Below are 23,690 nucleotides of genomic sequence, written 5' to 3'. Positions count from 1 at the left end.
CTCCTACGTGGACCCGCGTGGTACTCGAACGAGCGTACTAGTTGGGGTGCGACCCCACGCCTCCCCTACGGCGTGTCTGAAACCAGACGCTCCAGAACCGTACGGACGTCCGGGCCAGCATGGGTCCTCTGGACGTAGTGACGCGCGGTGACGTCGGTGCCTGCGTGGCCGAGCTGCCCGGCGGCCGCGGCGAGGTCGGCGTTCGCGTCGATGAGCGTCGCGACGGTCTTGCGGAACGTGTGCGGGGTCACCCACCCGAACCCTGCCTGGTCGCGGACCTTCCGCCACGTCTTGCGGACGTTGTTCGGGTCTCGGAGCGCTCCGCTGCGGGAGGGGAACACGAGGTCGTGCACGTTCCCCGCGGGCTGGGTGACGCGGCGGCGCAGGAGCGTGTCAGTGGCGAAGCGCGGGAGGAGCAGGCGGCGGCGCGACGTCGAAGTCTTCGGGTGCGCCTGTCGCTCGAGGTGCCAGTGCCCGGCGTCGTCCTTCACGTTGATGATCGTGCCCGTGATGGTCACGGCCGCGTGGTCGGGGTCGAGCTCGACGTCGGCCCACCGGATCGCGAGGAGCTCGCCGATGCGCGCGCCGGTCGCGAGGAGGACGTCGACGATGTCGAGGAGGTCGTCGGCGCGGCGCGGGCCGCGCACGGGCTCGACGTAGCCGCTCGTCGGCTTGATCGGGCGACCCTCCTGCCAGGCGAGGGCGGCGGCGCGCAGCGTCGCGACTTCCTCGAGCGTGAGCGCGCGCGACTCAGGGCGGGTCACGGTGATGTCGGCGACGTCGCGGACCGGGTTCGCGGTGGCCGCGCCGTGGCGTACGGCAAGGCCGAGCGCGCCGGACAGCACGGTTCGGCAGAGCTTCGCGGTGGGAGCGCCGACGCGGGTCGTGACGCCCTTGAGGAACGCGTCGAGCCGGGACACGGTCGCTTCTCGCACGAGGAGCCCGCCGACGCCCGGAAGGACGTGGTCGTCGAGCACCTCGCGGTAGCGGCGCACGGTGCCCGCGGCGAGGTCGCGTGCGCGCACCTCGGCGTGCCAGACCTCCGCGACGACGCGGAGCCGCGTGTCGGCGGTGATGTCGTCGCCGGCGGGCGCGGAGCGTTCGGTGAGGTACGTCGTGAGCGCCGAGCGGGCGGCGTTCTTCGTGCGGCCGGTGCGCTCGACGAGGCGCGTGACGCCGTCGTAGTCGCGGAACCGCGTCCGTGCCCGGTAGCCGCCTCGCGGGAGCGCGGTCACGAAGACGGTCCCCCACGTGCCGACGGGGAGGGGCGGCCTACCCATCCTTGGTCTCTCGCGCCCAGACGACGTCGACGAGGTCGGCGATGATCTGGCGCGACTGCGGGGTGATCTGCTGCAGGCGGTCCGCGATCACGCTGATGTCGGAGTCGGGGAACGTGTCGCTCTCCGCGATGCCCGACGAGACGAGCGCAGCGCGCTTCACGACCTCGGGCGGCAGCCGTAGGCCCTTGGCAAGCTTGTTCAGGGTCTCGTCGCGCGGGAGCTTCGCGCCGGTGCCGATCGCGAGCTGCCCGACGCGGGCTTTCGAGAGGCCGGCGGCGCGGGCGATGTCCGCGTAGGAGTCCCCCGTCGCGTCTTGGTGTCGGCGGATGAGCTCGGCGAGGCTCAACCGCGTGGGCATGCTCGGGTTCGCTCCATCTGTCATGCGCGGGAGTCTACAAGTTGTAGACGATCGCGTCTAGCAGTGGACGACGCGCTGACCAGTAGGGATAGACGATCACCCGACCCGGTGCTACCTTCGTAGCGTCTACTAGAAATAGACGCTCGACTACGAGGGGTGACCGTGACCACGAAGACCAGCAAGCTGACGGTGATCGCGAAGCGCGGTCCGCTCGCGGCGGCGATCAAGAAGAGCGGCCTGTCCTACCGCGAGTTGCAAGAGAAGACCGGGCAGTCGCGATCCGCGATCAACAACCTCGTGCGCGACGGCCAGCGATACGCGATGGACGAGGAGCGCGCGAAGGCCCTCGCCAGCGTCCTCGGCGAGCCCGTCGAGCGGCTGTTCGCTCACAAGAACGGCGACCCGCTCGGCGGCGTCCAGTGAGCTACGAGTCCTTCCTCGCGAACGAGATCGAGCGGCACGACGAGCGGCGGTGCCTGCGCTGCGACGACGAGCCCGTCGAGCACGACGGCGACCTGTGCCGCGAGTGCGTCGCCGCCGTCGAGAGCGAGTACGAGGAGGCCGCCGGTGACGACGACGCTGCCTGATGGACTCCGCGGGCGGCTCATCCTCCCCGCCGCCGAGTACCGCCGCTCGCGCCTCCCGTGGCTGCGTGCGCGCCGCACCGGGCTCGGTGCGTCCGACACGTCGGCCGTCCTCGGCCTCAACCCGTGGGCTACGCCGTACTCGGTGTGGGCCGACAAGGTCACCGCCGCACGTCCCGTCGACCGTGTCGTGTCCGAGGCCGCGGAGTGGGGCTCCGAGCTCGAGGCCGTCGTCGCGCGCAAGGTCGCGACCCGGCACCCCGACCTCGGGAAGATCGCGCCGACACCGGGCCTCCTCGCGCACGAGGAGCACCCGTGGATGCTCGCGACGCTCGACCGCCTCCTCGTCCCGCGTGGCCAGCGCGACGCCGCGCCGACGTGTCCGCTCGAGGTGAAGACGGTCAGCGAGCACATGTACCGCCACCACTGGCTCGACGGCGTCCCTCCGACGCACATCCTCGTCCAGGTGCAGCAGCAGCTCGCCGTCACGGGCTACGACCACGCGTTCGTCGCGGTGCTCGTCGGCGGCCAGTACATGCCCGAGCCGTTCCGCGTCGAGCGGGACGACGCGGTCATCGCGCGGATGACGGAGTACGCGGGCGAGTGGTGGTCGCAGTTCGTGGACGGGCGCACCCCTCCCCCGCTGACCTACGCCGACCGCGCCGACCTCGCCGTCGTGCACCCGGGCGACCTCGACCTCGACCCGCTCGTCGCGGACGACGCGATCCTCGCCGCCTTCGCCGACTACGTCGACGCACGCCGCCGTCGCGACGAGGCGATCGAGGACATGGACCACAGCGGCTTCCTCGTGAAGCGCGCGCTCGGCGACCACACCGCTCTCGCCGACGAGTTCGGCACGATCCTCGCCACCTGGCGACCCACCAAGACGGGACGTTCGTTCCGCGTGAAGGGATGACCATGACCACCGACTCCCCGACCTCCCGCACGTCGCTCCTCGCCGTCGTCGCGGCCCGCACGGGCAAGACCCCGGCCGCCCCGCGCGAGCGCCGCACCCGACCGCTCACCGGCACCGCGCAGCACCCGCTCGTGCTCCTCGCGGGCGGGCCGAAGGTCGGCAAGTCCTACGCCCTCGCCGCGGCGTCCGCCGACCGTCGCGTCGCCCGGCTCGCCGTCGTCGAGGTCGGCGGCGACCAGGGCGCGATGGACGCCTACGGCGCGATCCCCGGCGCGCGCGCCGAGCTCGTCGAGCACGACGGCACGTGGGCCGACATCACCGCCGCGATCCAGGCCGAGTGCGCCGCCGACCCGACGCCCGGCGGGCTGAACGTCCTCGCGATCGACGGCGCGACCAGCCTCTGGGCCGTGCTGTCCCGCGAGGCGCAGCGCGGCGGGCGCGACCTCGGGCCCGGCGGATGGGCCGCCGTCAACTCGACGTGGGCCGACTTCCTCACCGTGCTGCGCACGTTCCCCGGCCCGGTCGTCCTCACAGCCCGTGTCGACGGCGAGACGATCGTCGACGACGCCCTCGGCCGCATCCGCACGCAGCGCGACCTCGCATTCGAGACCGACGTCGTCGTGCAGGCCACCGGGCACCGCCGGTTCACGCTCGCCGGCGCGCGCTCCCTCGCGCTCTCCGACGTCGCCGAGTCCGGCCCTGTCGAGCTCGGCGACCTCGTGCTCGCCGACCTCTTCGAGCTGCTCGGCGCGGACGAGGCCGGTGCCCGGTGAAGCGGCCCCGGTTCAAGGTCCGGTGGTCGCGCCGCGCGGGCCTCTGGTACGTGTTCGACCGCCTCACCGGAACGGTCCTGGCCGCGCCGACGCACGACGAAGCGATGGAACGGTGCCGCATGCTCGCCGCGAGCATGGCACTCACGCCCCCCGCCTGGCTCGCCAACGCGGCCACGGAGCCGACGGCGTGAAGAGGTCGAAGCCGCTGACCCGGCGCACGCCGCTCGCGCGGTCCGCGACGCCCCCGAAGCCCCGCGCGCGGACCAAGCGGTACGTGCCGCACGTCATCCCCGCGCGGCTGCGCATGGACGTGTACGCCCGCGCGGGCGGGCGCTGCGACCTGTGCCGCATCCCGCTCGCGGGCAACGCGTTCGACGCCCACCACCGCAAGCTGCGATCGCGCGGCGGCGAGGACTCGCTCGAGAACCTCGTCGCGCTGCACCGGCACTGCCACGACTGGGTGCACCACCACCCGGCGGACGCGACCCGGCTCGGCTTCATGGTCGCCTCGCACGCCGACCCCGCCACCACTCCCCTGCACCTGCACGGCCGCACCTGGGTCCTGCCCGACGGCCGCGCGTTCGTCCCGACGACACGAAGGAGCACGACATGAGCACCGCCCTCGCCCGCCGCACCGACCCGGAGACGTCGCACCTCGCGGCGAAGCGCGCGAAGAAGCACGCGCCGACCGTCCGGGCGTGCGTCCTGACGGTACTGACCGAGAACGGGCCCCTAACGCACGACGACCTCATCCGGGCGTTCACGCGCCGCGGTGTCGACGAGCTCGACTGGCCGCACGCGACGGCGTCGTCGATCCGGACTCGCTGCCACGAGCTCGTGGACGACGGCCTGGTCGAGGTCGTGCCCGACGAGGTCGGGCGGTCGGCCAACGGCGGCAAGGCGCGTCTCTGGCGCGCCGTCGACGTCCACTAGTAATAGACGAAGGAGCGAACTTCGATGTCCAACCTCACCATGACCGACCTGTTCTGCGGCGCTGGCGGCTCGTCCACGGGCGCGGTGTCCGTCCCCGGCGTGTCCGTCCGGCTCGCCGCGAACCACTGGGATCGTGCGATCGAGACGCACAACACGAACCACCCCGACGTCGACCACCTGCAGGCCGACATCTCGAACACCGACCCCCGGTACGTCCCGACGACCGACATCCTCTGGGCCTCCCCGGAGTGCACGAACCACTCCCGCGCGAAGGGCCGCAAGGCCCACCGTCAGCCCGACCTCTTCGGGGACGTCCTCCCGGACGAGGCCGCCGAGCGGTCCCGCGCCACCATGTGGGACGTCGTCCGCTTCGCCGAGACCCACCACTACCGCGCGGTCCTCGTCGAGAACGTCGTCGAGGTCGTCGACTGGTCGGCCGAGTGGGGCGTCAAGGGCGGCCTCTTCCAGTCCTGGCTCGGCGCGATGCACGCCATGGGCTACCGGCACCACATCGTGTCGATGAACAGCATGCACGCGCAGGGCTACGGGCTGCCCGCCCCGCAGTCCCGCGACCGGGTCTACATCGCGTTCTGGCGGCAGGGCGAGCGCGCGCCCGACTTCGAGCGCATGCAGCGCCCCCGCGCGTATTGCCCGCGCTGCGACGAGGTCGTCGACGCCATGCAGTGGTGGAAGAAGGTCGACGGGCAGGCCCGCCCGGGCCGGTACCGCTCGCAGTACCTCTACCGGTGCCCGAACGTCACGTGCCGCAACGAGGTCGTCGAACCCGCGTGGCTCCCGGCCAGCTCGATCATCGACTGGTCGAACCCGGGAACCCGGATCGGCGACCGCGACAAGCCGCTCGCCGACAAGACGATGCGCCGCATCCAGGTCGGGATCGAGCGGTACTGGTCCCCGATCCTCGCCGAGAACGGCGGCAACCCCTACGACGCCGCCGACCCGAAGCACCCCGGGTTCGGCAACCCGGGTTCGTACTACCGGGCGTGGCCGATCACTGACCCGACGCAGACGATGCACACCCGCGAGTCGAAGGGCCTCGCGTACCACCCGCTCATGGTCCCGGTCGAGGGCCGCGAGGGGAAGGAAGCGCGCATCGCCGCCGAGGCCGCGCGCACCATGACCACGAGGAACGAGACCGGGCTCGCGCTCCCGCCGTTCCTCCTCGACCGGCGCTTCGAGTACCGGGCCCGGGACCTCGACGACCCGATGCCGACGCTCACCGCGAACGACACGAGCAAGGCGCTCGTGCACCCGCCGTTCATCGCCGAGCTCCGCGGTGGCGGATCGACCGCGCGGCTCGCCGACGACCCACTGGCGACCGTCACGGCATCCGGCAACCACCACGCGCTGATCCTTCGGAACAACGGCGGCGGCGCGGAGATGACCACGCCCGCGTCCGAGCCCGTGCGGACCGTCACCACCGCCGGGCACCAGTCGCTCCTCACTGGCGGCACCGTCAACATCGACGACGTCCGCTTCCGGATGCTCGAGCCCGACGAGATCAAGCAGGCCATGGCGTTCCCCGCCGACTACGTCGTGGTCGGCAACCGGCGCGAGCAGGTGAAGCTCTCCGGCAATGCCGTCACCCCGCCCGCCGCGCGCGACCTCGTCGCGACCGTCGCCGCCGCGATCACCGGAGAGGACGTGGCGGCGTGAGCGCCGAGGAGGGCACCACCGTCCCCCTGTGGTGCGCCGTGTGTCAGCGCTTCGTCGACCACCACGCCGCGACGGTCTCGGTCACACGCGGGGGTCGCGTGCTGCACGTGACACCGGAGGTCCTCGCGAGGCATCGCGCGACGCACGAGGGCGGTGACGCGGGGTGAGCGTGATCTTCGAGGCCGCGCTCGACCAGTACCGCGCGTGCCGAGAGGCGTTCGAGGACTACCGCGAGGGCCAGTACCGGCGCGCGCTCGACGAGCTCGGCGGCGTGCTGCTCAACCGCGACGGGCAGCGCGAGCGCGTCGACACGTACTCGCTGTTCATCGGGTCGCACCAGCGCGCCGACCGGTGGGCGTCGGAGGAGCTGCGCGGCTGGTGGGCCCGGCACGGACGCATGACGTACGCGGAGTTCGAGCGGCAGTACGTCGAGCAGATGTGGGGCGAGGCAGCGTGAGCGGCGAGGTCATGCGCGCGATGCCCTACTCGCCCGACTGCGGCCAGGGGAAGCACAAGGCGTGCACGGGCGACGCGTGGGACTTCGACGTCGACGAGCCCGCGCCGTGTGCGTGCGGCTGCCACGCCGCCGCGTCGGGGCCGCCGACGCTGCGCTTCGTCGTGCCGCCCGCGCTGTGGCTGACGTCGAACCGGCCCATCACGAACCACGCGTACAAGGCGCGCCTCGTGCGGGCCCTGCACGGGCTCGCGAAGGACGCGGCCGAGGAGCAGTCCCTCACGCCCGTCACGGGCCGTGTGCACGCCGTCTGGCGCATCGCCTACCCGAAGGGCACCGGATGGAAGCACGGCGACGCCGCGAACGGGCACCCGACCTGCAAGGCGCTCCTCGACGGCCTCGTCACCGCGGGCGTGCTCGCCGGTGACGGGCCCCGGCACGTGCGCCCCGAGACCTACGACCGATCCGAGAACCACACGGAGCGCGGCGACCACGTCGTCGTGCTCGAGCTCCACCCGGAAGGAGGCGGTGCACCGTGAGCGTGGAGTCCATGGCGCTCGCCCTGCATCACTCGCGGGCGAAGGGCACGACGAAGCTCGTGCTCCTCGGCATCGCGAACCACGACGGCGACGGCGGGGCGTGGCCCGCGCTGTCGACCCTCGCGCGGTACGCAGGCGGGGTCGACGAGCGCACCGTGCGGCGGTCGCTGCGCGAGCTCGAGGCGCTCGGCGAGATTCGTGTGCACGTGAACGGGGGCGGTGACCGGAGCACCCCGGGCGACCGCCGCCCGAACCTGTACGAGGTGCTCGTCGCGTGCCCGTCGAACTGCGACCGGACGGCGCGTCACCGCCTCGTCGACGGGGGGACGCCAGTGTCCGCCCGTCCCGCGAACGGGGGGACACGCACGTCCTCCCGTGGCGTCGACGGGGGGACGCCAGTGTCCGAACGGGGGGACGTGCGTGTCCGGGACGGGGGGACGTGGGTGTCCGGGGAACCATCCTTTGAACCATCCACTAACCGTCCGAGGGGGGAGGCTCCCGAGGAAGCGTCACCAGCGCGCGACGACGACCGCGACACCCCCTCCCCCTTCGAGGACCTCGGAGGGAACATCGCACCCGGGCCCGTGCCGCTGACGCGGCCGGACCGGTGCCCCCGCCACCAGCTCGACGACGACGCTCCCCCGTGCTGGGGCTGCAAGGCCGCCAGAGAGCGCGCCGAGCAGGCAGCCAAGGACGCAGCGCACGCCGAGGCCGAGCGGCAGCGCCAGGAGCGACACACGGCCGCCGTGCAGGCCCGGGCCGCGATCCGGTTCTGCCCCCTGTGCGACGAGCGCGGGTACATCTCCGTGCCGGGCAAGGGCGCGCGGGTCTGCGACCACGACCTCAGCCCCGAGCAGGAGGAGCGGGCTCGGCTCGGGCGTGAGCTCGTCGAGCGTGCACGCCGGGCCGCTGCCGAGGGGAACACGACGACGGAGGGGGACGAGTGAGCACGAGGCTGTACGAGGAGCAGCGGGCCCGCGAGCTCGCGCTGTACGTGACCAAGGCGGCGCGGGTCGTGCGCGAGGTCGGGGAGCGGTGGATCGAGTTGCACGGCCTCGTGCCAGCGGGCTCGGGCGGGTCGGCAGACGGGCCGTCGGGCCCGGCGCACGCTGGGCCGCGGGTCCCGGTCCGGGTGGACGTGATCGACCTCATGCGCGAGGTCGAGGCGTTCGTCGAGCGGTTCGTCCCGACGGTGCGCGGCACGCTGCGCATGGGCCTCGGCAGCACAAGGTCGGTGCCGACCGGGGTCGGGTTCCTCGCTGCGAGCCTTCCGGGCGTGTACGAGCAGGACCCGGACCTCGGCGACGAGGTCGCTCGGGACGGATTCCGCCTGCACCACCGGGCGGGGGTCGTCCTCGGCATCGTGTCGGGCGCGTACCGGCTCGAGGCGGAGTGCCACGAGTGCGGGATGCAGTCGCTGTGGCTTGAGCCGGAGTCCGCGACCGTGGCGTGCGGGATGCCGGGCTGCGGGGGTCGGTGGCCTCTTTCGGCGTCGCGGCTCGTGCACTCTTCGGCGACGTCGTCCCAGGTCGGGGGGTGATGTCCGGGCGAGTTGGGAGCCGGGTCCGTCCGCTACCCGCTATGGTTCGAACACGTGTTCGAACTAGAACGGGTGTGCATGTTCGGATGCGACCGCGGCGAGAGGTAGACATCACAACGAACTGTGCACTATCGTCTACAACTAGTAGACGGGAAGGAGCGAACATGACCCACACCGCTTGGAGCCCGATCGACGACGACGGGTTCTCCCACAAGGAGCCTGTCACCCTCGGGTGGGGCCCGATCGGCCCCGACGGGGAACCCGCACGCGTCGTGACGGTCCAGGCAGTCTGGACCGACCAGGACGGCGTCGCGGTGAGCATCACCGTCACCGACGACGAGCCCATCCCGGCGGCACTCATCCCCGCCGTCGCGGACGTCCTCGCCAACATCGCCACGGCCGCGCCTCCCGGCGCGATCAAGGCGGCATGACCCGGGCGCGGGTCGACCCGACCACGGACGGTCGACCCGCGCCCTCCCCGTCCACTGAAACTAGACACTCGTCCAGGGAGCGAACCCATGGCCCGACGCGCAGCCCTCAACGGCACCGCCGACCTCACGCACTCCGCGCGCGTCACCGTCGCCGAGCACTCGACCAGCACCAACGACGCACGCGAGCTCCTCACCATGCTGGGCCTCGACACCGAGCCTCTGCCCTCGCCGGCCGCCGTCGACCAGACGATCGTCGAGCGCACCGAGGCCCGGCCCCGACTCACCGCGCGGAGGCTCGCATGAAGGCGCTCGCCCTCGCGGCCGTCGCCGTCATGGTCGGCCTGCTCGCCTCCGTGATCCTCCTGCCGCCCGCCGCCGGCGGGCTCGACGGCCGGGCAACCCTCGCCCTCGCGATCACACTGGGGGTCCTCATCGCGTACCGCGCGCACCGACGCACGCCCTGAACGTCCACCTGTTGTAGACGACCGACCACATGGAGCGAACCATGACCACGACCATCGCCGACCGCGTGCCCGTCGGCACCCGAGTCCGCTGCACCGACGGAGCGACCGCGACCGTCGTCGACCACCGCGACAAGGCCGCCGTCGGCCGCGCCTACGACTACGTCATCCGACTCGACCAGCCCGACGCGGACGGCGAGCGGATCGCGTTCGCGGCACGCGACGGCTTCGAGCCCATCGACGGCGGGACCCCCACCGGCCACCGCCCCGCCGTCGCGGCCGTGCCGGACGTGTGCGCCGTCGTCGCCGAGAACGGCGGCACGACCCTCATCGCCCCTCCCCCGCAGGCGCGCCGCGCCTACTCGCCGGACAGCCTCGCGTCCCTGCTCGTCGGCACACCACCTGGCGTCGCGCACCGGGTCGACGTCGAGCACGCCGTCCGCATCGCGACGCTCGAGTCGATCCTCGCCGAGTCCCGGCAGGAGACGCAGCGCGCGCAGGACGCCCTCGTCGTCGAGCGCGCGAAGGCCGAGGCGTTCGCCGCCGAGCTCGAGGCCGAGCGCGCGAACCACCTCGCGGCGTACCAGCGTGCCGCCGCCAACGGTGCCGCGCTGCTCGCGGCGCGCCCCGTCGTCGACGCCGCGCGCGAGCTCGTCGACCAGTGGGCCAACCCCGACGGCGGCAGCCTCCGGGAGTCCGCGCTCTCGACGGCGCTCACGGTCGCCGTCCGCGCGCACGCCGAGGCGACCCGATGAGCACCGAGTACCTCAAGCTCGCGGAAGCGCCGAGCCTCGTCATCCACTACCCGACGTGCAGCACGTGCGACGTCGACCTCGAGAACGACGGCGGCGACGGGTGGACATGTCCGTCCTGCGGCACCTCGTGGGACTACGACGCGAACGACGGCGACACCGGCGAGCTGTACGAGTCCTGGTCCGGGGAGGAGCTCGCAGGGCCCGTGCTCGACAAGGATGAGGCGTTCCAGGTGTCCTACGGGCGGAAGCGCGAGGAGCAGGAGCGATACCTCGAGTCCATCGGCATCAAGCCGTTGGCGATGAGGGCGGGGAGTGCCCGATGAGCACGCCCGCCCTGGCCCGCGCCACCGAGGCGACGCGGGAGCACGACCCCGCGCGGATGGATTGCCTCGACCACGACGGGTACTGCTGCCCCACTGGCGACGCTCACGACATGGGCGGCGCGCACGCTGCCCGAGCGCACCAGGCCCATGCGACCGTGTCCGCCGCCCTGCACGACCCCGACGACCCGGACTGGCTCAAGCGGGTGCTGGCCGATGCGGTCGGTGACGGCGAGGACTTCCGCGCCGGTCATCCCGGCATCGTTGCGGAGTACACCGCACAGGCCGATGCCGTGCGGGCCGCGATCCTCGCGGAGGTGGAGTGATGGACACGCTCGTCGTCGAGTTCCCGCTCGAGTACGCCGGCCTGGACCGCACGCTCGACGCGCTCCGCGAGGAGGCAGCCGAGCAGCTCCCCGAACTCCTGTTCGAGCTCGGTGCCGCGTGGGCATCCGACCCGGTGTGGCGCGTTGGCCCGTCGGAGCGCGCCGAGGACGGCGCGGAGGGCCTGTCCCTCTTCGCCGAGGGCCCCGGCGAACCGTGGCAGGACCCCGTCCGCTACCGCGGACGCGACTGGGTGAACACGTGACCGCGTCCGTCCGTCCGGCCCGGACGCCGGACACCACCGTCCCGGACAGCGCACCGGACACCAACCGAGAGCGAGCAGCCATCATGACCAACCCGCACCACCGCCCGGCCCGTATCAACCCGGACACCCGGCACGCGCTCGTCGCGGCGATGTCCGCGACCGGCCTCCTCGTGGCCGTGTCCTTCGTCCTGTCGTTCGCCGGACTGTCCGCCCTCGCCCCCTGGGCCGCCGTCCTGTGGTTCCTCGCCCCGCTCGTCCCGCTGTTCATCGACGGCGCGATCCTCGTCTACACGTACTCAGCTCTCGCAGCACGCGCCCGCGGCGAGTCCGCTGTCCGGCCGTGGACGTGGGTCGCGCTCTGGACGGCCGTGTCCAGCCTCGCGAACGCCGCGCACGCGTTCGGCATGGGTCCCGGCGGGTGGCAGGGAACCGTGGGCGCGGTCCTCGCCGGGCTCTTCCCGATCGGCAGCCTTCTCGGCTGCCACGAGATCGCCGACCGGATGATCGCCCGCCCGGACACCTCGGACGCGGCACCCACCCCGGACACCGGACGGCCCGCCCGGACGGACTGGGCCTCCATCGTCGACGAGCTCGGCTCCCCCGCCCGTCGCCGCCCTCGCACCGTCCGCCGGCACCGCGTCGCCGGACAGCCCCGTCCGTCCCGAGCCACCGACCACGCGGACACGATCGTCCGCCTCAAGGCGGACGGACTGTCCGTCCGTGCGATCGCCGACCACGTCGGCCTGAGCAAGACCACCGTGTCCGACTTTCTTCGCACCCAGGAGGTGCCCGCATGACGAACACCCACCACCCCACCCTCACCGAAGACGAGCTCGACGCGCTCCCGCTCGGCGCGCGCGTCGGCTTCACCGACGCCTGCGGGTGCCCGGGCGCGGCCGTCAAGGTGGGCACGCGCCAGTCGTCCGGCTCCGAGACGTTCTCGATCACCGGCCCCACCTGCGTGAGCTCGTTCGCCGTGTCGCGCCGCCGCGCCGTGCTGCTCGAGCCCGCGCAACCTACACCAACCGGCGACGACGTCCAGGTTCCGGCCGCAACCTTGACGGGCCCGGATCAGGTCGACAGCCTTCCGGCCCGCGCCGTCCTCCGCGACGCCAACGGCACCGTCGTCGAGAATGCGGGCGGGCTCCGTCCCTGGCTCCCGACCGGCTTCACCGAGGGCGTCGAGTCGACCGACCTCGTCTACCCCGTCGCCGTCCTGTGGCCGAACTCGCGGCGGTACGTCGCGGACCGCGAGCTCGCCGCGCATCACGTCGAGGCGGCCCGCCACCGGTTCGCGTCCGGGTCCGACCCCGTCGGGAGCAGGTACAACCCGGAGCTGCAGGCCGTCCAGCGCGGCGTCTTGCGCGTGCTCGACGCCACCATCAAGGCGATCCGCGATGGAAGCGAGGCGACCCGATGAGCCTCACGCCCAGCCCCCAGCACCTCGGCCGATCGTGGACCGGGCACCCGCTCGAGGACTCGTGCCCCTGCCCGCAGACCGCCTGCGGACTCGTCAGCACGGACACGATCGACCCGGCCTGCGACCAGCACGGCTTGAACGCCGCGCGGACCATGCGGCAGGTGCACGACGCCACCGCATGCACTCATCGGCACATCGTCACCGTCACCGTGAACCCGGCCGACCCCGACGACGAGGACGAGCGCCCGACGGTCGACAGGGTCGTCTTCACGTGCAACGCCCCGGAGGACGCCGACTGCCGCACGTACCCGACGTGCGACTGCGAGACGTGGCGGTGGAGCAACGACCGCATGTTCGACGAGGCTGGGCACCGCCGTGTACCGGGCCAGCCCTGCTGGATCACCGACTGGTTCGAGAACGACGGCGCGGTCTACGCCGGCGACGACCTCGACGACCTTCGCCGCGACGACTGCGTGCCAGCCGTCGCCCGCTCCGGCCCGATCAGCATGACGTTCGACGGTGACGGTGTCGAGTGGACGTGGTCCGCGTGAGCGGGCACGCCGACGCGACGGCCTACCTCGTGATCCGAGCCGAGCGGAACGCGTGGCGACCCCCGGACCCGGAGACCGGGCTCCGGCCCGTCCGCGGTGCGCGCGTGGTCGCGCTCCGCCAGGGACGCCCCGCGAAGCTCGAACGCGACGAGGTCGCGGTGAAGGTGACCGTGCGGTTGCCCACCGAGGCGTTCGAACCGCTCACCCCGACGGCCATCGTCACCGTGCCGACGGACCTCGCGCTGCGCGGCCCGATCGAGGTCAACGCCCGCGACATGAACGACGAGGAGGTCGACGGTGGCTGAGCTCATCACCGGCACCGCTCCGTCCGCGGGCGACGGCCGGGCCGCCGTCGAGAACCCCGCCGGCGAGGGCTTCCCCGGGCCGGGACCGTCCGTGGAGTACTACCGCTTCGTCCACAAGCACCAGCACATGGGTGACGCGCCCGGCGTGTACTGCCACGTCCCGTGGTCTGCGGTCTGCCAGTCCGAGGGCGTCGACCAGTCGCGCCTCTGCTGGTTCGACGACTTCGCCACGCAGCCCGAGGCGACCGCTGCCATGGACGCGCACATCCGAGCCAACGCCTGCGACCCCGACCGCGACGTCCCCGACGTCCCCCACCCGAAGGAGCCCACCCATGGCTGACTGCGAGCAGGAGCTGTGCCCGATGTGGGACGGCTGCGGCTGCCCGTGCGCGGCGTTCGGGCTCGACCGCGACGACCTACCGACATCAGGCGTCTTCACCGTCGAGGTCCCGGAGGAGAACGCGTGAGGCGGCCGAGGTGGCTCGACGCGCGCGAGGTGCACCGCTGGCTCACCCTCCGGTGCGGGCACTGCGGCCACCGCTTCCGGTGGAAGCGCGACGGCCGTCACCGCCTGAACCCCGGCGGGCCGGTCTACCACGGCCCCTGCATCGCGTACCTCGACTGGCGGAGGAAGGCCGACGAACGCCTCGACGTCCTCGGGACCGTCATGGACCTCGCCACCTTCACCGCGCGAGACGTCCAGACCGTCGTCGAGCTCCGCTACGAGAAGCCGACCGAGCGGTCCCAGGCGAGCAACCTCGCATGGCGCGTGTTCTACGACCTGGAGTGCGCTAACTCCCAGCCCCCGGCGTCCACAGGCCCGTGAAGTACGCGGTGAGCACGCCGGCGAGGAGCGTGCCTGCGACGGTCACCGCGACGACCTTTGCGTCACGGTGACCGCTCGCGCGGGTGGCGAGCATCTTCTCGCGGGGGGTGAGATCGACCATGAGCCGGCCGTTCGCCCCCGGGTGGTGGGGCCCGAGGCTGCCCTGCGGGATCGGGGGCGCGAGCAGGCGAAACAGCGAAGCGCCGACGAGCACCGTGAGCACCGCCGAGAACAGCCAGACGGCGAGTGGAGGTTCTGCCGCGAGCATCGCCCAGAGCCACAGACCGCCCAGAACTGCGGGCGCGCTACCGGCAGCGGCCTGCTTCCGACGCGCAGGGGGGGTCCGGCGACGCACGCCGGAGAGGAGCGCCTTCAGTGCGGCAGCGTGGGCGCGTTCCGAGGTCGACTCCCCTACCCGTGTTCCCATCATCTCGTCCCGGTTGGGGCTGGACATGAGCGCGGCTTCGTATTCGTTCAGACTGAGCCGCATCGTGTCGTGCCACTGATACCGGTTCCACTCGTCTGGCGGATTCTCAATCTCAGATGCGAACCCGACTTCGAACGTCACGTTCTCCCACTCGGCCCCGGCGAGGTCGGAGACCTTGACTCCGTACCGGGTGTTGCCCGTCCCGGAGTGGCTCCGCACGACCACTGTCGCGCCCGGAGGAGCGTGCGTTGCTGCCTCCGACTTGAAGATCCCCTCGGCGAGTTCGAGCGCTTCCTGGACGTCGGTCACCGTCACCACGCCGCTGAACACCCAGTCGTGCCGGTTGTCATCCGGGAGCGCACTGGGCACCGATCCCTGCGCTGGCCCGTACCAAACGTCCCGGCCCCATGACAGCAATCCCATGACCGAGAAAGGTACCCGCATCCCGTGACACAACTTGTAGACACGCACGCCGCGGCGGTCGCCGTCGCCCGCTCCCCCGCGACGATCCGTGACTGGCTCCGCAAGGGCTGGCTCACCGCGCATGGACGCGAGAACCGCCGCACCCTCGTCGACCTCGCGCAGGTCTACGAGGTCGCCAAGTCGCACGCGCCCAAACCGTCCACCACATCACGCACGCGCGGCTACTTGCAATAGACGTGCAGGTCGGCCACACTTCGATGCAGCGCTACACGTGTGCCCGCTTCGCTCCCGGGCGTGCTGGTGGCGCGACACCGTCCGCCCCCGGTCGAGCTGCGCGAGCTCCCGGGGGCGGACCCTGTTCCACAACCGAATAGCGCGCGAGCGGGCCGGGACCTGATGCCGGTCCGGGGCACCGAAGGGCACGACGTTGGCCCGCTCGCGGCACCCATGAGCACGCCCCGCCCTCCGGTGACAGCGTCGACACCCGGACGGCGGGGCCGCCACCCGTTCACAGACCCAGCGCCCGCGCCTTCGCCGCCGTGAACTCCTCGTCCGAAAGGATGCCCCGCTGGTGCAGGTCCGCGAGCCTCGCGACCTCCTCCGCACCAGACGCCGGCGCGGCTGGTGCCGACGGTGCGTGGTGAGCCGCGATCGCCGCCTCGACGGCGGCGCGTAGCGCCTCGAACTCCGGGCCCTGCTTCTTCGTCATGATGACGGAGTTCTCGTCCTTGCCCGCGTCGAAGGTCTGCGACCCGAACGACGACCGCCGCTCGACCCCGCCGCCCAGCGTGAACTGGATGAACCCGTTCACCAGTGCGCCAGGCTGCTTCCACTGCACCGCGGTGATCGACGCGATCGGGATGCGCTTCGTCCCCTTCCCGATCGTGGCCCGCGCGAGCCCCTTCCGCTCGATCGTCACGAACGACCCGTCGAACGTCACAACCCCGTTGACACCCTTGACCTGCAGCTCCTCGTTCATGGCCGAAGGGTAGCGATCGCCCGGAGGTGACGCCCGGTGCCCGTCGCTCCCCCGTCCCGCTGCCCCGTCCCCGGGTGCCACCAGCTCACCACCGACAGGGGTCGGTGCGCCGACCACCAGCGCAAGCCGTGGGAGAACCCGTCCGCGAACACGCGCGCCCTGACGGGTGCCGAGCGGGGCCGGTTCCGCCGCCTCGTGCTCGAACGCGACCCCGTGTGCCGCTGCACCGGCTGGTGCGGCAACCACCCCGGCCCCTGCACCGCCCCAGCAACGCAGGCCGACCACATCGTCCCGATCGGTGAGGGCGGTGCCCGCACCGACACCCGCAACGGGCAGGGCCTCTGCGCCTCGTGCCACGACGTGAAGACGTACCGCGACACCGAGCGCATGCGCGCACGACGACGAGGAGCGAACCGATGACCGACCCCCAGCCCACGGCCGCGACCGACGACGTCGTCGACCTCGTCCGCATCACGTGCGACGAGAAGTTCGGCAACCTCGTCGGCGAGCTCACGTCCCACCGGGACGCCGCCGCGTTCGTCGCCGCGCTCGAGCAGCGCGGCGTCGTCCTCACGCTCGACGGCGAGCTCGACCGCGCCACCCAGCAGGAAGCCCCCGCCGAGCCCCTCTCTCCCGCGCTCGACGTCGTCGTCAACGTGACGGTGCACGCTGAACCGGACACCCTCCCCCAGGTGCTCGACGCCCTGCTCCGCGACGCGGCCTCCACTGCCCGGGTGACCCGGTGACGGCCGCCGCTCTCGCCCTCGTCCTGGCCGCGATCAAGCGGGCGCGCGAGACGACGAAGGATGACTACGTCCTGTGGAGCGAGTCATGAGCGACGTCGCCACCGCTCTCCTTGACCTCGGCGGGTTCTTCCTCTGCCTCTGGTTCGCCGTCGCTGCGCTGTTCGGGTACGCGCTCGGCCGGATGATCCGACGACGCGACGAGCAGCAGGCACGCGAGCCCGAGCCGACCCCGCGTCCCGCGACACCCGACCGTGGCCCGCTCGTGTTCATCGCCGCACCGACGCAGCAGGCCGCACACCACTGGCGAGCGAGCCAGGCGCTCAACCCGTCCCACGTCCGCGTGTACACGACGGCCACGACGCTGTACGGGCTCACGCTCGTCGATGGCGACCGCATCGTCATCCTCAACGGCACGCCCGCCGACGTCCGCGTCGCCCTCGCAACAGTCCGAACCTGGTGTCACGGCGCGGACGTCACCGTCGAGGTCCCCGAGGTCGGGTACAGGAGCCGCTGACCACCCTCCCCAGGTGGAGGGGGTGTCGCGATCTGGCCCGACCTCGGCTCCGGCCGCGCCGCCGATCCTCTCTTCGCGGCTGCTCAGATCGGCGAAGGGGGGTGTCCACCGCTGGGTGGACACGGGAGGGGGTGACGTCGGGTGGGTCGGACCGCTGCTCCCGCGAAGCTGCGCCTCCTCAACGGGCGCGGCGAGGGCAAGGACTCGGGCGGTCGCCCGGTCGAGACCGGGCCGACGTTCCGGCGCATCCCGCCGACGCCGCCGGACGACCTCGTCGGCGAAGCGCTCGACGAGTGGAACCGGGTCGTGCCCGAGCTCGTCCGGCTCGACCTCCTCAAGGAGGGCGACCGGGCGACGCTCGTCACGTACTGCGAGGCGTGGGCCGTGTTCTGCGAGGCGACGGACCAGATTCGCGTGCACGGCCTGTTCATCGAGGCGAAGCAGGGCCTCATCCCGCACCCGGCGGTCGCGATCCAGCGCAACGCCGCGAAGGAGGTTCGCGCGATCGCCGCGCACTTCGGCCTGACCCCGAGCACGGAGCAGGCGCTCGCAAGGGGTGACGGCCGTGGCAACGACGACGAGAACCCGTTCGACTAGCACGAGCCGGGCCGCCAAGTCGGGGAACCCGGCGAAGCGCGCGACCGCGTCCGAGCCTCGTGGGCCGTCGGCCGCGGCGCTGCGCCGCCTCAAGATCAGTCCCGAGGTCGCGGCGTACATGGCGGCCCGGGGCATCCCGCTCCCCGACTGCCCGCCGAAGGTCAAGACCCCGGAGCCGCGCACCGTGCGCGGCGCGCAGTTCTCTTTCGACCACGTCGACCGCGTGCTCCGCGCGTTCACCGCGCTGCGGCACGTCGCCGGCCAGTGGGCCGGGAAGCCGCTCACGCCCGACCCGTGGCAGGTCGCGTACATCATCGCGCCGACGTTCGGGTGGGTCCGGTGGGACGACGACGCCGGGGACTACGTCCGGATCATCCGCGACCTGTACGTCGACGTCCCGCGCAAGAACGGTAAGAGCACGCTCTCGGCGGGCCTCGCGATCTACCTCGCGTGTGCCGACGGGGAGGCGGGCGCGCAGGTCGTCACCGCGGCGACGAGCGAGCGGCAGGCCGGGTTCGTCTTCAACCCGATCAAGACCCTCGCGGAACGCACACCCGCGCTCAAGGGCAAGGTCAAGGCGTTCGCGAAGCGCGTCGTTCACGTGCGCTCAGGGTCGTACATCGAGGTCGTCTCCTCGTCGGCCGACGCACAGCACGGCGCGAACATCCACGGCGGCATCATCGACGAGCTCCACGTCCACAAGACACCGGACCTCGTCGAGACGATCGAGACCGGCCGCGGATCCCGCACCCAGCCGCTCGTCGTCATCATCACGACGGCGGACTCCGGGAAGCCCGACACGATCTACGACCGCAAGCGCCGGTACGTCGAGCAGCTCGCCCGAGCGGTCATCAAGGACGAGTCGGTGTACGGCGTCGTGTGGGCCGCGGACGAGGGCGACGACCCGCACGCGGAGTCGACGTGGCGCAAGGCGAACCCGGGGTACGGGATCAGCCCGACCCGCGCGTACCTCGCGGCCGAGTCGCGGAAGGCGAAGAACAGCCCGGCGGACCTCGCCGCGTTCCTGCGTCTGCACCTCGGCATCCGCACGAAGCAGGAGTCGCGGTACATCGACCTCGCTGTGTGGGACGCGAACGCGGGCATGACCGTGCGCGAGGACGACCTCGTCGGCCGCGCGTGCTACTCCGGTCTCGACCTCGCATCGGTGTCGGACCTGTCGGCGATGTGCCACCTGTTCCCCGCGGACGGCGGAGGGTTCGACGCCGTCTGGCGGTTCTGGACGCCCGAGGCGAACCTCGAAGCGCTCGACAAGCGGACCGCCGGCGCGGCGTCCCGCTGGGTCAAGGAGGGGTGGCTCACGGTCACCCCGGGCAACGTCACGGACTACGACTTCATCGAGACGCAGGCCGTCGCCGACTCCGAGCGGTTCACGATCCGGTCGTTCGGGTTCGACCCCTACGGCGCGACGCAGCTCGTGAACAACCTCGCCGGCAAGGGCCTGCCCATGGTGAAGGTGCGGCAGGGGTTCCTCACCCTCTCCCCCGCCCTCAAGGAGTGTCAGCGGCTGCTGCTGCTCGGCTCCCAGGAGGACGCCGCGCGCCCGATGCTCCGCCACGGCGGGAACCCGGTCATGCGATGGATGACCGACAACCTCGCCGTCGAGACCGACGCCGCCGGGAACGTGAAGCCCTCCAAGCAGCGCGGCGGCACGTCCGGCAACAAGATCGACGGCTGGTCCGCGGTGGTGACCGCGATGTCCGAGGCCATGGCGAACGCCGAGGTCGAGTCCGTCTACACCACCAACGACCTGCGGGTCGTGTGATCCCGAGGAGGGGCGCGATGCGCGAGTTCCGCAAGCACTTCGGTCGGAACGTGAACGTCGTCGACGTCAGCGGCGAGTCGTTCCGCGGGCGGCTCATCGACGCCAGCAAGGAAGCGATCACGGTCGAGGTCGAGGAGTACTGGTTCGCCGACGGCGAGCGCGGCCCGAACCTCGCGGGCCACGTCGTGTTCCTCGCCGCGGCCGTCCGCTTCGTGCAGGTGCTGTGATGGGGCGGTTCGTCACGGTCGACGGTGAGCGCACCGGCCCGGCCGTCTACGTTCCCGACCCGCCCGTTCCGCTCGACACGCTCGTCGTCGACCCGCGCGACGTCTGGCGCACGCAGCCGTCGGTGCGCAAGGTCGTCGACTTCATCGCGCGGAACCTCGCGTCGATCCCGCTGCACGTGTACTCACGGACGGACGACTCGGGAGACCGGCGGCGCATCCGGGCCGGCGCGACGGCCGAGCTCCTCGGGCGGCCGATGCCGTACACGACGCCCTACCGGTTCTGGCACACCATCCACGTTGACGGCCTGATCTACGACCGGTGGTGCTTCGTCGTGCTCGACGCCGACGGCGACGCCCCGGCGCAGTTCTTCCGCATCCCCCCGGGCCGGTTCCGGGTGAAGCGCGACGAGTACGGCGTGCCGACCGCCGTCCGGGTCTGGCCCAAGGACGGCGAGCGGTACGACATCGACCCGGCCGTGTGCGTGTTCGACGGCGGCTACTCGTCGTCCTGGGGCCACGAGACCGCGCCCATCGAGACGATCAAGGACGTCCTGCTCGAGTCCGACGAAGCGCGCAAGTACCGGCGCGACCTGTTCCGCAACGGCGCGCGCGTCTCCAACGTGATCGAGCGTCCGAAGGAAGCCGGCCAGTGGAGCGACGCCGCCTGGAACCGCTTCCGGTCCCAGTTCGCCGCGTACAAGGCCGGCGGAGGCGACGAGGGCGGCACGCCCATCCTCGAGGACGGCATGACGCTCAAGAAGGTCGAAGCGTTCAGCCCGCAGACGCTCGAGGTGCTCGAAGCGCGACAGCTCACGGACGCCGAGGTCGCATCGTTCTGGCACATCGCGCCCGAGCTCGTCGGCGCGCGCGAGGGCAACTTCTCGAACGTCGACGCGTTCCGACAGATGCTGTTCAGCATCGCGCTGGGGCCAGGCATCGTCGCGTGGGAACAGGCGATCGACGTCATGCTCCTCCGGGTGCTCGGCGAGGCGGACGGCCGGTACGTCGAGGCCCACGTCGACGCGAAGCTGCGCGGGTCGTTCCTCGAGCAGGCGCAGGCGATGCAGTCCTCGATCGGCGCGCCGTGGATGACGCGCAACGAGGGCCGCCGCATGCGGAACATGCCGCCCGTCGAGGGCGGCGACGACCTCATCACGCCGCTGAACGTGCTCGCCGGCGGGCTCGCCTCACCGCGCGACACCGGTCCCGGTTCGGGCGGAGCAGGCGGCCTGCAACTGAGCGTCCCGCTCGGGGCCGACGACATCGCAAAGCGTGTCACCGCCGCGACTGCGCTCATCCGCTCCGGCTTCGACCCAGAGGCGTCCCTCGAGGCCGTCGGTCTCGACCCGATCAAGCACCTCGGCCTGCTGCCCGTGACGGTCCAGCAGCCCGACGACGAACCCGAGGAGGGCGCAACGTGACCTACCTGAAGCAGGCGAACGCCGCGATCAAGGCCGTTGGCCCCGGCGACGACAACGACCTGGCCGAGGGCGAGTTCCTCGCGCTCGTGTCCGTGTTCAACGTCGTCGACACCTACGGCGACGTCGTCCTTCCGGGCGCGTTCACGGACACGCTCGCGAAGCACGCGGCGTCGGGCGACCCGATCCCCGTCGTGTGGTCGCACCAGTGGACCGACCCGTTCTCCCACATCGGCCACGTCGTGAAGGCCGAGGAGATCGTCGAGGGCCTGCTCGTGCGTGGGGCCCTCGACCTCGAAAACCCGACGGCGACGCAGGTGCACAAGCTGCTCAAGGCGCGCCGTGTGCGGCAGTTCTCGTTCGGCTTCGACGTCGACGACGGCGGGTGGGGCGAGCGCGACGACAGCGAGGTGTACGAGCTGCGCAAGCTCACGCTCCACGAGGTCGGGCCCTGCCTGCTCGGCGTGAACCGCCAGACCGAGCTGCGAGACGTGAAGGGCACCCCGCCCTCGTCTCGCCGCGACAAGACGCCCCCCGAACGCAAGGGGGACGAGGGGTCCGCAGCCCCGCTCATCACCGCTGACGCCCTCGGGGCGTGGGCGTTCACCAACAACCCCGAGGGGAGCAACGCATGAACCGCAAGGCACAGCGCCTCGCGCTCATCAAGGAGGCGCGGACCATCGCCGAGAAGGCGCAGGCCGAGAGCCGCGACCTGACCGAGAGCGAGGTCGAGCGCGCCAAGGCGATCCAGACCGAGGTCGCCGACCTCGACCGGCTCATCAAGGCCGACGACGAGGCCCGCGCCGCGCTCAAGGCAGTGACCGCCGCCGAGCCCGACGAGGACCGCGACGACGACGCGCCCGACGACACGGACACGAAGTCGTCCCGGACGCAGGTCACGGACCGCCGCGAGAAGGCGGACGCCCTCGCCCTCGGGCAGGCGTTCGTCAAGTCGGAGGCGTACCAGCGCTTCCGCAAGGCGTTCCCGTCCGGCGTCGGCACGGGCTCCGCCGTCCGGATCGAGCGCGAGCGCGTCGGTGACATGAAGGCGCTCATCGGCACGCCGGTCGCGCGCATCCAGCCGATCCGGTACCCGACGCTCGACATGATCGACCGCCCGCGCCTCACGCTGCTGGACATCATCAGCCGCGGTGAGATGGCCGGCGCGTTCGAGTACGTCCAGATCACGGGCGTGAACCGCGGCGCGAAGATCGTCTCCGAGGCGACCGACGCCGGGGACGGGAACGAGCTTAAGCCGCTGTCCGACTTCACGACCGCCCTCGCGGACGCGAAGCCGTACACGTACGCCGATGGCTACGACGTCACGAACGACCTCCTCGCCGACGCGCCCGCGTTCGCGACGTTCCTCAACACCGAGCTCGAGTACTCGCTCAAGTCGGAGATCGAGGACAAGCTGCTCAACGGCACCGGCACCAACGGCGAGCCGCGCGGCATCCTCAACACGACCGGCGTCCAGAACCAGGCGTTTGACGTCGACCAGGTGCGCTCGGTCCGCAAGGGCATCACGAAGGTGACGCGCCTCGGCGGCCAGGTCACCGCCGTCGTGATGTCCCCCGAGGACGACGAGGCGTGGGACCTGCTGCAGGACGACACGGGCCGCTACCTCGGTCAGGGCCCGTTCTCGTCCGGGCCGGGCACCGCGTGGGGCCGCCCCCGCATCGTGTCTGAGCGCCTGTCCGGCACGGGCACCGCGATCCTGGGCGACTTCTCGACCGTCGCGCTCCTCGACCGCGAGGGCCTGTCGATCGAGGCGTTCAACCAGCACAAGGACTACGCGCAGCGCAACAAGGTGTACGTGCGCGCGGAGCTCCGCGCCGGCCAGGTCATCTGGCGGCCGAACCGGCTC

40 protein-coding genes are annotated in these 23,690 nt (G+C 71.9%); 36 read left to right on the top strand and 4 right to left on the bottom strand.

The genetic code is table 11. The features are described from left to right. Positions 1-65: 65 nt before the first annotated feature. Together ABWU78_RS11395 and ABWU78_RS11390 are read right to left on the bottom strand one after the other, a co-directional pair. Entirely contained in the window at positions 66-1,280 is a 1,215-nt protein-coding gene (locus ABWU78_RS11395; protein WP_439158426.1) for a tyrosine-type recombinase/integrase, read from the bottom strand. Further along, positions 1,273-1,662 carry a helix-turn-helix domain-containing protein gene (locus tag ABWU78_RS11390; protein ID WP_439158425.1) on the bottom strand — a complete coding sequence of 130 codons (390 nt, stop codon included), beginning with the start codon at positions 1,660-1,662 and terminating at the stop codon, positions 1,273-1,275. Before ABWU78_RS11390 ends, ABWU78_RS11395 begins: the two co-directional genes overlap by 8 nt. A 138-nt stretch (positions 1,663-1,800) precedes the next feature. On the opposite strand from ABWU78_RS11390, the gene ABWU78_RS11385 reads away from it, so the two are divergent. From ABWU78_RS11385 to ABWU78_RS11260, 26 genes are all read left to right on the top strand, one after another. Then, on the top strand, positions 1,801-2,061 hold the full coding sequence (locus ABWU78_RS11385) for a helix-turn-helix domain-containing protein (RefSeq protein WP_186810365.1): 261 nt from the start codon (positions 1,801-1,803) through the stop codon (positions 2,059-2,061). Then, positions 2,058-2,225, top strand: coding sequence for a hypothetical protein (locus ABWU78_RS11380; protein ID WP_439158424.1), 168 nt, complete (start codon positions 2,058-2,060; stop codon positions 2,223-2,225). The genes ABWU78_RS11385 and ABWU78_RS11380 overlap by 4 nt, the downstream gene beginning before the upstream one ends. Beyond that, on the top strand, positions 2,206-3,138 hold the full coding sequence (locus ABWU78_RS11375) for a YqaJ viral recombinase family protein (RefSeq protein WP_439158423.1): 933 nt from the start codon (positions 2,206-2,208) through the stop codon (positions 3,136-3,138). The genes ABWU78_RS11380 and ABWU78_RS11375 overlap by 20 nt, the downstream gene beginning before the upstream one ends. A gap of 2 nt (positions 3,139-3,140) precedes the next feature. Beyond that, on the top strand, positions 3,141-3,911 hold the full coding sequence (locus tag ABWU78_RS11370) for an AAA family ATPase (protein ID WP_439158422.1): 771 nt from the start codon (positions 3,141-3,143) through the stop codon (positions 3,909-3,911). Beyond that, positions 3,908-4,102, top strand: a complete 195-nt coding sequence (locus tag ABWU78_RS11365) for a hypothetical protein (RefSeq protein ID WP_439158421.1) — start codon at positions 3,908-3,910, stop codon at positions 4,100-4,102. Before ABWU78_RS11370 ends, ABWU78_RS11365 begins: the two co-directional genes overlap by 4 nt. Next, complete coding sequence (locus ABWU78_RS11360) at positions 4,099-4,524, top strand: HNH endonuclease (protein ID WP_175008148.1); 426 nt, start codon at positions 4,099-4,101, stop codon at positions 4,522-4,524. The genes ABWU78_RS11365 and ABWU78_RS11360 overlap by 4 nt, the downstream gene beginning before the upstream one ends. After that, positions 4,521-4,844: a hypothetical protein gene (locus tag ABWU78_RS11355; protein WP_439158420.1), complete on the top strand. Its 324-nt coding sequence runs from the start codon at positions 4,521-4,523 to the stop codon at positions 4,842-4,844. Before ABWU78_RS11360 ends, ABWU78_RS11355 begins: the two co-directional genes overlap by 4 nt. Positions 4,845-4,868: 24 nt before the next feature. Continuing rightward, entirely contained in the window at positions 4,869-6,518 is a 1,650-nt protein-coding gene (locus ABWU78_RS11350; protein ID WP_439158419.1) for a DNA cytosine methyltransferase, read from the top strand. A 163-nt stretch (positions 6,519-6,681) separates the two neighbouring features. Then, the gene (locus ABWU78_RS11345) at positions 6,682-6,975 is read left to right on the top strand and encodes a hypothetical protein (RefSeq protein ID WP_439158418.1); all 294 of its coding nucleotides are present in this window, start codon (positions 6,682-6,684) and stop codon (positions 6,973-6,975) included. Beyond that, a complete protein-coding gene (locus ABWU78_RS11340; protein WP_439158417.1) occupies positions 6,972-7,511 on the top strand; it encodes a hypothetical protein in 540 nt (179 codons plus the stop codon). The genes ABWU78_RS11345 and ABWU78_RS11340 overlap by 4 nt, the downstream gene beginning before the upstream one ends. Further along, the gene (locus ABWU78_RS11335; RefSeq protein ID WP_439158416.1) at positions 7,508-8,458 is read left to right on the top strand and encodes a helix-turn-helix domain-containing protein; all 951 of its coding nucleotides are present in this window, start codon (positions 7,508-7,510) and stop codon (positions 8,456-8,458) included. The genes ABWU78_RS11340 and ABWU78_RS11335 overlap by 4 nt, the downstream gene beginning before the upstream one ends. After that, positions 8,455-9,051, top strand: coding sequence for a hypothetical protein (locus tag ABWU78_RS11330; RefSeq protein ID WP_439158415.1), 597 nt, complete (start codon positions 8,455-8,457; stop codon positions 9,049-9,051). Before ABWU78_RS11335 ends, ABWU78_RS11330 begins: the two co-directional genes overlap by 4 nt. A 164-nt stretch (positions 9,052-9,215) precedes the next feature. Further along, positions 9,216-9,482 carry a hypothetical protein gene (locus ABWU78_RS11325; RefSeq protein ID WP_439158414.1) on the top strand — a complete coding sequence of 89 codons (267 nt, stop codon included), beginning with the start codon at positions 9,216-9,218 and terminating at the stop codon, positions 9,480-9,482. 87 nt (positions 9,483-9,569) lie between these two features. After that, on the top strand, positions 9,570-9,785 hold the full coding sequence (locus ABWU78_RS11320; RefSeq protein WP_439158413.1) for a hypothetical protein: 216 nt from the start codon (positions 9,570-9,572) through the stop codon (positions 9,783-9,785). After that, entirely contained in the window at positions 9,782-9,946 is a 165-nt protein-coding gene (locus ABWU78_RS11315; RefSeq protein ID WP_439158412.1) for a hypothetical protein, read from the top strand. Before ABWU78_RS11320 ends, ABWU78_RS11315 begins: the two co-directional genes overlap by 4 nt. 41 nt (positions 9,947-9,987) lie before the next feature. Next, entirely contained in the window at positions 9,988-10,698 is a 711-nt protein-coding gene (locus tag ABWU78_RS11310) for a hypothetical protein (RefSeq protein WP_439158411.1), read from the top strand. Beyond that, the gene (locus tag ABWU78_RS11305) at positions 10,695-11,021 is read left to right on the top strand and encodes a hypothetical protein (protein WP_439158410.1); all 327 of its coding nucleotides are present in this window, start codon (positions 10,695-10,697) and stop codon (positions 11,019-11,021) included. Before ABWU78_RS11310 ends, ABWU78_RS11305 begins: the two co-directional genes overlap by 4 nt. Beyond that, positions 11,018-11,344, top strand: a complete 327-nt coding sequence (locus ABWU78_RS11300) for a hypothetical protein (protein ID WP_439158409.1) — start codon at positions 11,018-11,020, stop codon at positions 11,342-11,344. Before ABWU78_RS11305 ends, ABWU78_RS11300 begins: the two co-directional genes overlap by 4 nt. Continuing rightward, positions 11,344-11,607 carry a hypothetical protein gene (locus tag ABWU78_RS11295; RefSeq protein ID WP_439158408.1) on the top strand — a complete coding sequence of 88 codons (264 nt, stop codon included), beginning with the start codon at positions 11,344-11,346 and terminating at the stop codon, positions 11,605-11,607. The genes ABWU78_RS11300 and ABWU78_RS11295 overlap by 1 nt, the downstream gene beginning before the upstream one ends. Positions 11,608-11,690: 83 nt before the next feature. After that, positions 11,691-12,404: a DUF2637 domain-containing protein gene (locus ABWU78_RS11290; protein WP_439158407.1), complete on the top strand. Its 714-nt coding sequence runs from the start codon at positions 11,691-11,693 to the stop codon at positions 12,402-12,404. Further along, the gene (locus tag ABWU78_RS11285) at positions 12,401-13,027 is read left to right on the top strand and encodes a hypothetical protein (protein ID WP_439158406.1); all 627 of its coding nucleotides are present in this window, start codon (positions 12,401-12,403) and stop codon (positions 13,025-13,027) included. Before ABWU78_RS11290 ends, ABWU78_RS11285 begins: the two co-directional genes overlap by 4 nt. Continuing rightward, complete coding sequence (locus tag ABWU78_RS11280) at positions 13,024-13,578, top strand: hypothetical protein (RefSeq protein ID WP_439158405.1); 555 nt, start codon at positions 13,024-13,026, stop codon at positions 13,576-13,578. Before ABWU78_RS11285 ends, ABWU78_RS11280 begins: the two co-directional genes overlap by 4 nt. Further along, positions 13,575-13,883, top strand: a complete 309-nt coding sequence (locus ABWU78_RS11275; protein WP_439158404.1) for a hypothetical protein — start codon at positions 13,575-13,577, stop codon at positions 13,881-13,883. The genes ABWU78_RS11280 and ABWU78_RS11275 overlap by 4 nt, the downstream gene beginning before the upstream one ends. Beyond that, positions 13,876-14,223, top strand: coding sequence for a hypothetical protein (locus tag ABWU78_RS11270; RefSeq protein WP_439158403.1), 348 nt, complete (start codon positions 13,876-13,878; stop codon positions 14,221-14,223). The genes ABWU78_RS11275 and ABWU78_RS11270 overlap by 8 nt, the downstream gene beginning before the upstream one ends. Then, a complete protein-coding gene (locus ABWU78_RS11265) occupies positions 14,216-14,350 on the top strand; it encodes a hypothetical protein (RefSeq protein ID WP_439158402.1) in 135 nt (44 codons plus the stop codon). Before ABWU78_RS11270 ends, ABWU78_RS11265 begins: the two co-directional genes overlap by 8 nt. Beyond that, a complete protein-coding gene (locus ABWU78_RS11260) occupies positions 14,347-14,709 on the top strand; it encodes a hypothetical protein (protein ID WP_439158401.1) in 363 nt (120 codons plus the stop codon). Before ABWU78_RS11265 ends, ABWU78_RS11260 begins: the two co-directional genes overlap by 4 nt. Here ABWU78_RS11260 and ABWU78_RS11255 read toward each other — a convergent pair. Next, positions 14,675-15,559 carry a hypothetical protein gene (locus ABWU78_RS11255; RefSeq protein ID WP_439158400.1) on the bottom strand — a complete coding sequence of 295 codons (885 nt, stop codon included), beginning with the start codon at positions 15,557-15,559 and terminating at the stop codon, positions 14,675-14,677. The two genes, ABWU78_RS11260 and ABWU78_RS11255, sit on opposite strands and share 35 nt — an antisense overlap. Before the next feature lie 24 nt (positions 15,560-15,583). Between ABWU78_RS11255 and ABWU78_RS11250 the strand changes: the two genes are divergently transcribed. Then, complete coding sequence (locus ABWU78_RS11250) at positions 15,584-15,793, top strand: hypothetical protein (RefSeq protein WP_439158399.1); 210 nt, start codon at positions 15,584-15,586, stop codon at positions 15,791-15,793. Positions 15,794-16,067: 274 nt separating this feature from the next. On the opposite strand, the gene ABWU78_RS11245 is transcribed toward ABWU78_RS11250, so the two are convergent. Then, a complete protein-coding gene (locus ABWU78_RS11245; protein WP_439158398.1) occupies positions 16,068-16,538 on the bottom strand; it encodes a DUF4429 domain-containing protein in 471 nt (156 codons plus the stop codon). Positions 16,539-16,574: 36 nt separating this feature from the next. Between ABWU78_RS11245 and ABWU78_RS11240 the strand changes: the two genes are divergently transcribed. The 9 genes from ABWU78_RS11240 to ABWU78_RS11200 form a co-directional block, all read left to right on the top strand. Continuing rightward, positions 16,575-16,958: an HNH endonuclease gene (locus ABWU78_RS11240; protein ID WP_439158397.1), complete on the top strand. Its 384-nt coding sequence runs from the start codon at positions 16,575-16,577 to the stop codon at positions 16,956-16,958. Continuing rightward, positions 16,955-17,284, top strand: coding sequence for a hypothetical protein (locus ABWU78_RS11235; RefSeq protein WP_439158396.1), 330 nt, complete (start codon positions 16,955-16,957; stop codon positions 17,282-17,284). The genes ABWU78_RS11240 and ABWU78_RS11235 overlap by 4 nt, the downstream gene beginning before the upstream one ends. Positions 17,285-17,369: 85 nt before the next feature. Continuing rightward, positions 17,370-17,798, top strand: coding sequence for a hypothetical protein (locus ABWU78_RS11230; RefSeq protein WP_439158395.1), 429 nt, complete (start codon positions 17,370-17,372; stop codon positions 17,796-17,798). 141 nt (positions 17,799-17,939) lie between these two features. Beyond that, complete coding sequence (locus ABWU78_RS11225) at positions 17,940-18,395, top strand: phage terminase small subunit P27 family (protein WP_175008126.1); 456 nt, start codon at positions 17,940-17,942, stop codon at positions 18,393-18,395. Beyond that, entirely contained in the window at positions 18,364-20,178 is a 1,815-nt protein-coding gene (locus ABWU78_RS11220) for a terminase large subunit (protein WP_439158394.1), read from the top strand. The genes ABWU78_RS11225 and ABWU78_RS11220 overlap by 32 nt, the downstream gene beginning before the upstream one ends. A gap of 17 nt (positions 20,179-20,195) precedes the next feature. Next, positions 20,196-20,405 carry a hypothetical protein gene (locus ABWU78_RS11215; RefSeq protein WP_439158393.1) on the top strand — a complete coding sequence of 70 codons (210 nt, stop codon included), beginning with the start codon at positions 20,196-20,198 and terminating at the stop codon, positions 20,403-20,405. Further along, a complete protein-coding gene (locus ABWU78_RS11210) occupies positions 20,405-21,826 on the top strand; it encodes a phage portal protein (protein WP_439158392.1) in 1,422 nt (473 codons plus the stop codon). Before ABWU78_RS11215 ends, ABWU78_RS11210 begins: the two co-directional genes overlap by 1 nt. After that, positions 21,823-22,458 (top strand): HK97 family phage prohead protease, encoded by a 636-nt coding sequence (locus ABWU78_RS11205; protein WP_439158391.1) that lies wholly within the window; start codon positions 21,823-21,825, stop codon positions 22,456-22,458. Before ABWU78_RS11210 ends, ABWU78_RS11205 begins: the two co-directional genes overlap by 4 nt. After that, positions 22,455-23,690: phage major capsid protein (locus ABWU78_RS11200; RefSeq protein WP_439158390.1), on the top strand; the 1,236-nt coding region annotated here is incomplete at its 3' end. The genes ABWU78_RS11205 and ABWU78_RS11200, both read left to right, overlap by 4 nt.

Origin of the sequence: Cellulosimicrobium sp. CpK407 (assembly GCF_051844275.1) — a bacterium.
Classification (GTDB): Bacteria; Actinomycetota; Actinomycetes; order Actinomycetales; family Cellulomonadaceae; genus Cellulosimicrobium; species Cellulosimicrobium cellulans_G.
Note: the sequence above shows the minus strand (reverse complement) of the source record. Positions and strands in the feature narration are given on the sequence as shown.

What these genes read in the sequence shown, in the direction of transcription:
- ABWU78_RS11395 (WP_439158426.1), bottom strand. Translation starts at nt 1,280, where the DNA reads ATGGGTAGGCCGCCCCTCCCCGTCGGCACGTGGGGGACCGTCTTCGTG.
- ABWU78_RS11390 (WP_439158425.1), bottom strand. Translation starts at nt 1,662, where the DNA reads ATGACAGATGGAGCGAACCCGAGCATGCCCACGCGGTTGAGCCTCGCC.
- ABWU78_RS11370 (WP_439158422.1), top strand. Translation starts at nt 3,141, where the DNA reads ATGACCACCGACTCCCCGACCTCCCGCACGTCGCTCCTCGCCGTCGTC.
- ABWU78_RS11355 (WP_439158420.1), top strand. Translation starts at nt 4,521, where the DNA reads ATGAGCACCGCCCTCGCCCGCCGCACCGACCCGGAGACGTCGCACCTC.
- ABWU78_RS11350 (WP_439158419.1), top strand. Translation starts at nt 4,869, where the DNA reads ATGTCCAACCTCACCATGACCGACCTGTTCTGCGGCGCTGGCGGCTCG.
- ABWU78_RS11325 (WP_439158414.1), top strand. Translation starts at nt 9,216, where the DNA reads ATGACCCACACCGCTTGGAGCCCGATCGACGACGACGGGTTCTCCCAC.
- ABWU78_RS11320 (WP_439158413.1), top strand. Translation starts at nt 9,570, where the DNA reads ATGGCCCGACGCGCAGCCCTCAACGGCACCGCCGACCTCACGCACTCC.
- ABWU78_RS11315 (WP_439158412.1), top strand. Translation starts at nt 9,782, where the DNA reads ATGAAGGCGCTCGCCCTCGCGGCCGTCGCCGTCATGGTCGGCCTGCTC.
- ABWU78_RS11310 (WP_439158411.1), top strand. Translation starts at nt 9,988, where the DNA reads ATGACCACGACCATCGCCGACCGCGTGCCCGTCGGCACCCGAGTCCGC.
- ABWU78_RS11305 (WP_439158410.1), top strand. Translation starts at nt 10,695, where the DNA reads ATGAGCACCGAGTACCTCAAGCTCGCGGAAGCGCCGAGCCTCGTCATC.
- ABWU78_RS11300 (WP_439158409.1), top strand. Translation starts at nt 11,018, where the DNA reads ATGAGCACGCCCGCCCTGGCCCGCGCCACCGAGGCGACGCGGGAGCAC.
- ABWU78_RS11295 (WP_439158408.1), top strand. Translation starts at nt 11,344, where the DNA reads ATGGACACGCTCGTCGTCGAGTTCCCGCTCGAGTACGCCGGCCTGGAC.
- ABWU78_RS11290 (WP_439158407.1), top strand. Translation starts at nt 11,691, where the DNA reads ATGACCAACCCGCACCACCGCCCGGCCCGTATCAACCCGGACACCCGG.
- ABWU78_RS11285 (WP_439158406.1), top strand. Translation starts at nt 12,401, where the DNA reads ATGACGAACACCCACCACCCCACCCTCACCGAAGACGAGCTCGACGCG.
- ABWU78_RS11280 (WP_439158405.1), top strand. Translation starts at nt 13,024, where the DNA reads ATGAGCCTCACGCCCAGCCCCCAGCACCTCGGCCGATCGTGGACCGGG.
- ABWU78_RS11265 (WP_439158402.1), top strand. Translation starts at nt 14,216, where the DNA reads ATGGCTGACTGCGAGCAGGAGCTGTGCCCGATGTGGGACGGCTGCGGC.
- ABWU78_RS11255 (WP_439158400.1), bottom strand. Translation starts at nt 15,559, where the DNA reads ATGGGATTGCTGTCATGGGGCCGGGACGTTTGGTACGGGCCAGCGCAG.
- ABWU78_RS11245 (WP_439158398.1), bottom strand. Translation starts at nt 16,538, where the DNA reads ATGAACGAGGAGCTGCAGGTCAAGGGTGTCAACGGGGTTGTGACGTTC.
- ABWU78_RS11235 (WP_439158396.1), top strand. Translation starts at nt 16,955, where the DNA reads ATGACCGACCCCCAGCCCACGGCCGCGACCGACGACGTCGTCGACCTC.
- ABWU78_RS11230 (WP_439158395.1), top strand. Translation starts at nt 17,370, where the DNA reads ATGAGCGACGTCGCCACCGCTCTCCTTGACCTCGGCGGGTTCTTCCTC.
- ABWU78_RS11215 (WP_439158393.1), top strand. Translation starts at nt 20,196, where the DNA reads ATGCGCGAGTTCCGCAAGCACTTCGGTCGGAACGTGAACGTCGTCGAC.
- ABWU78_RS11210 (WP_439158392.1), top strand. Translation starts at nt 20,405, where the DNA reads ATGGGGCGGTTCGTCACGGTCGACGGTGAGCGCACCGGCCCGGCCGTC.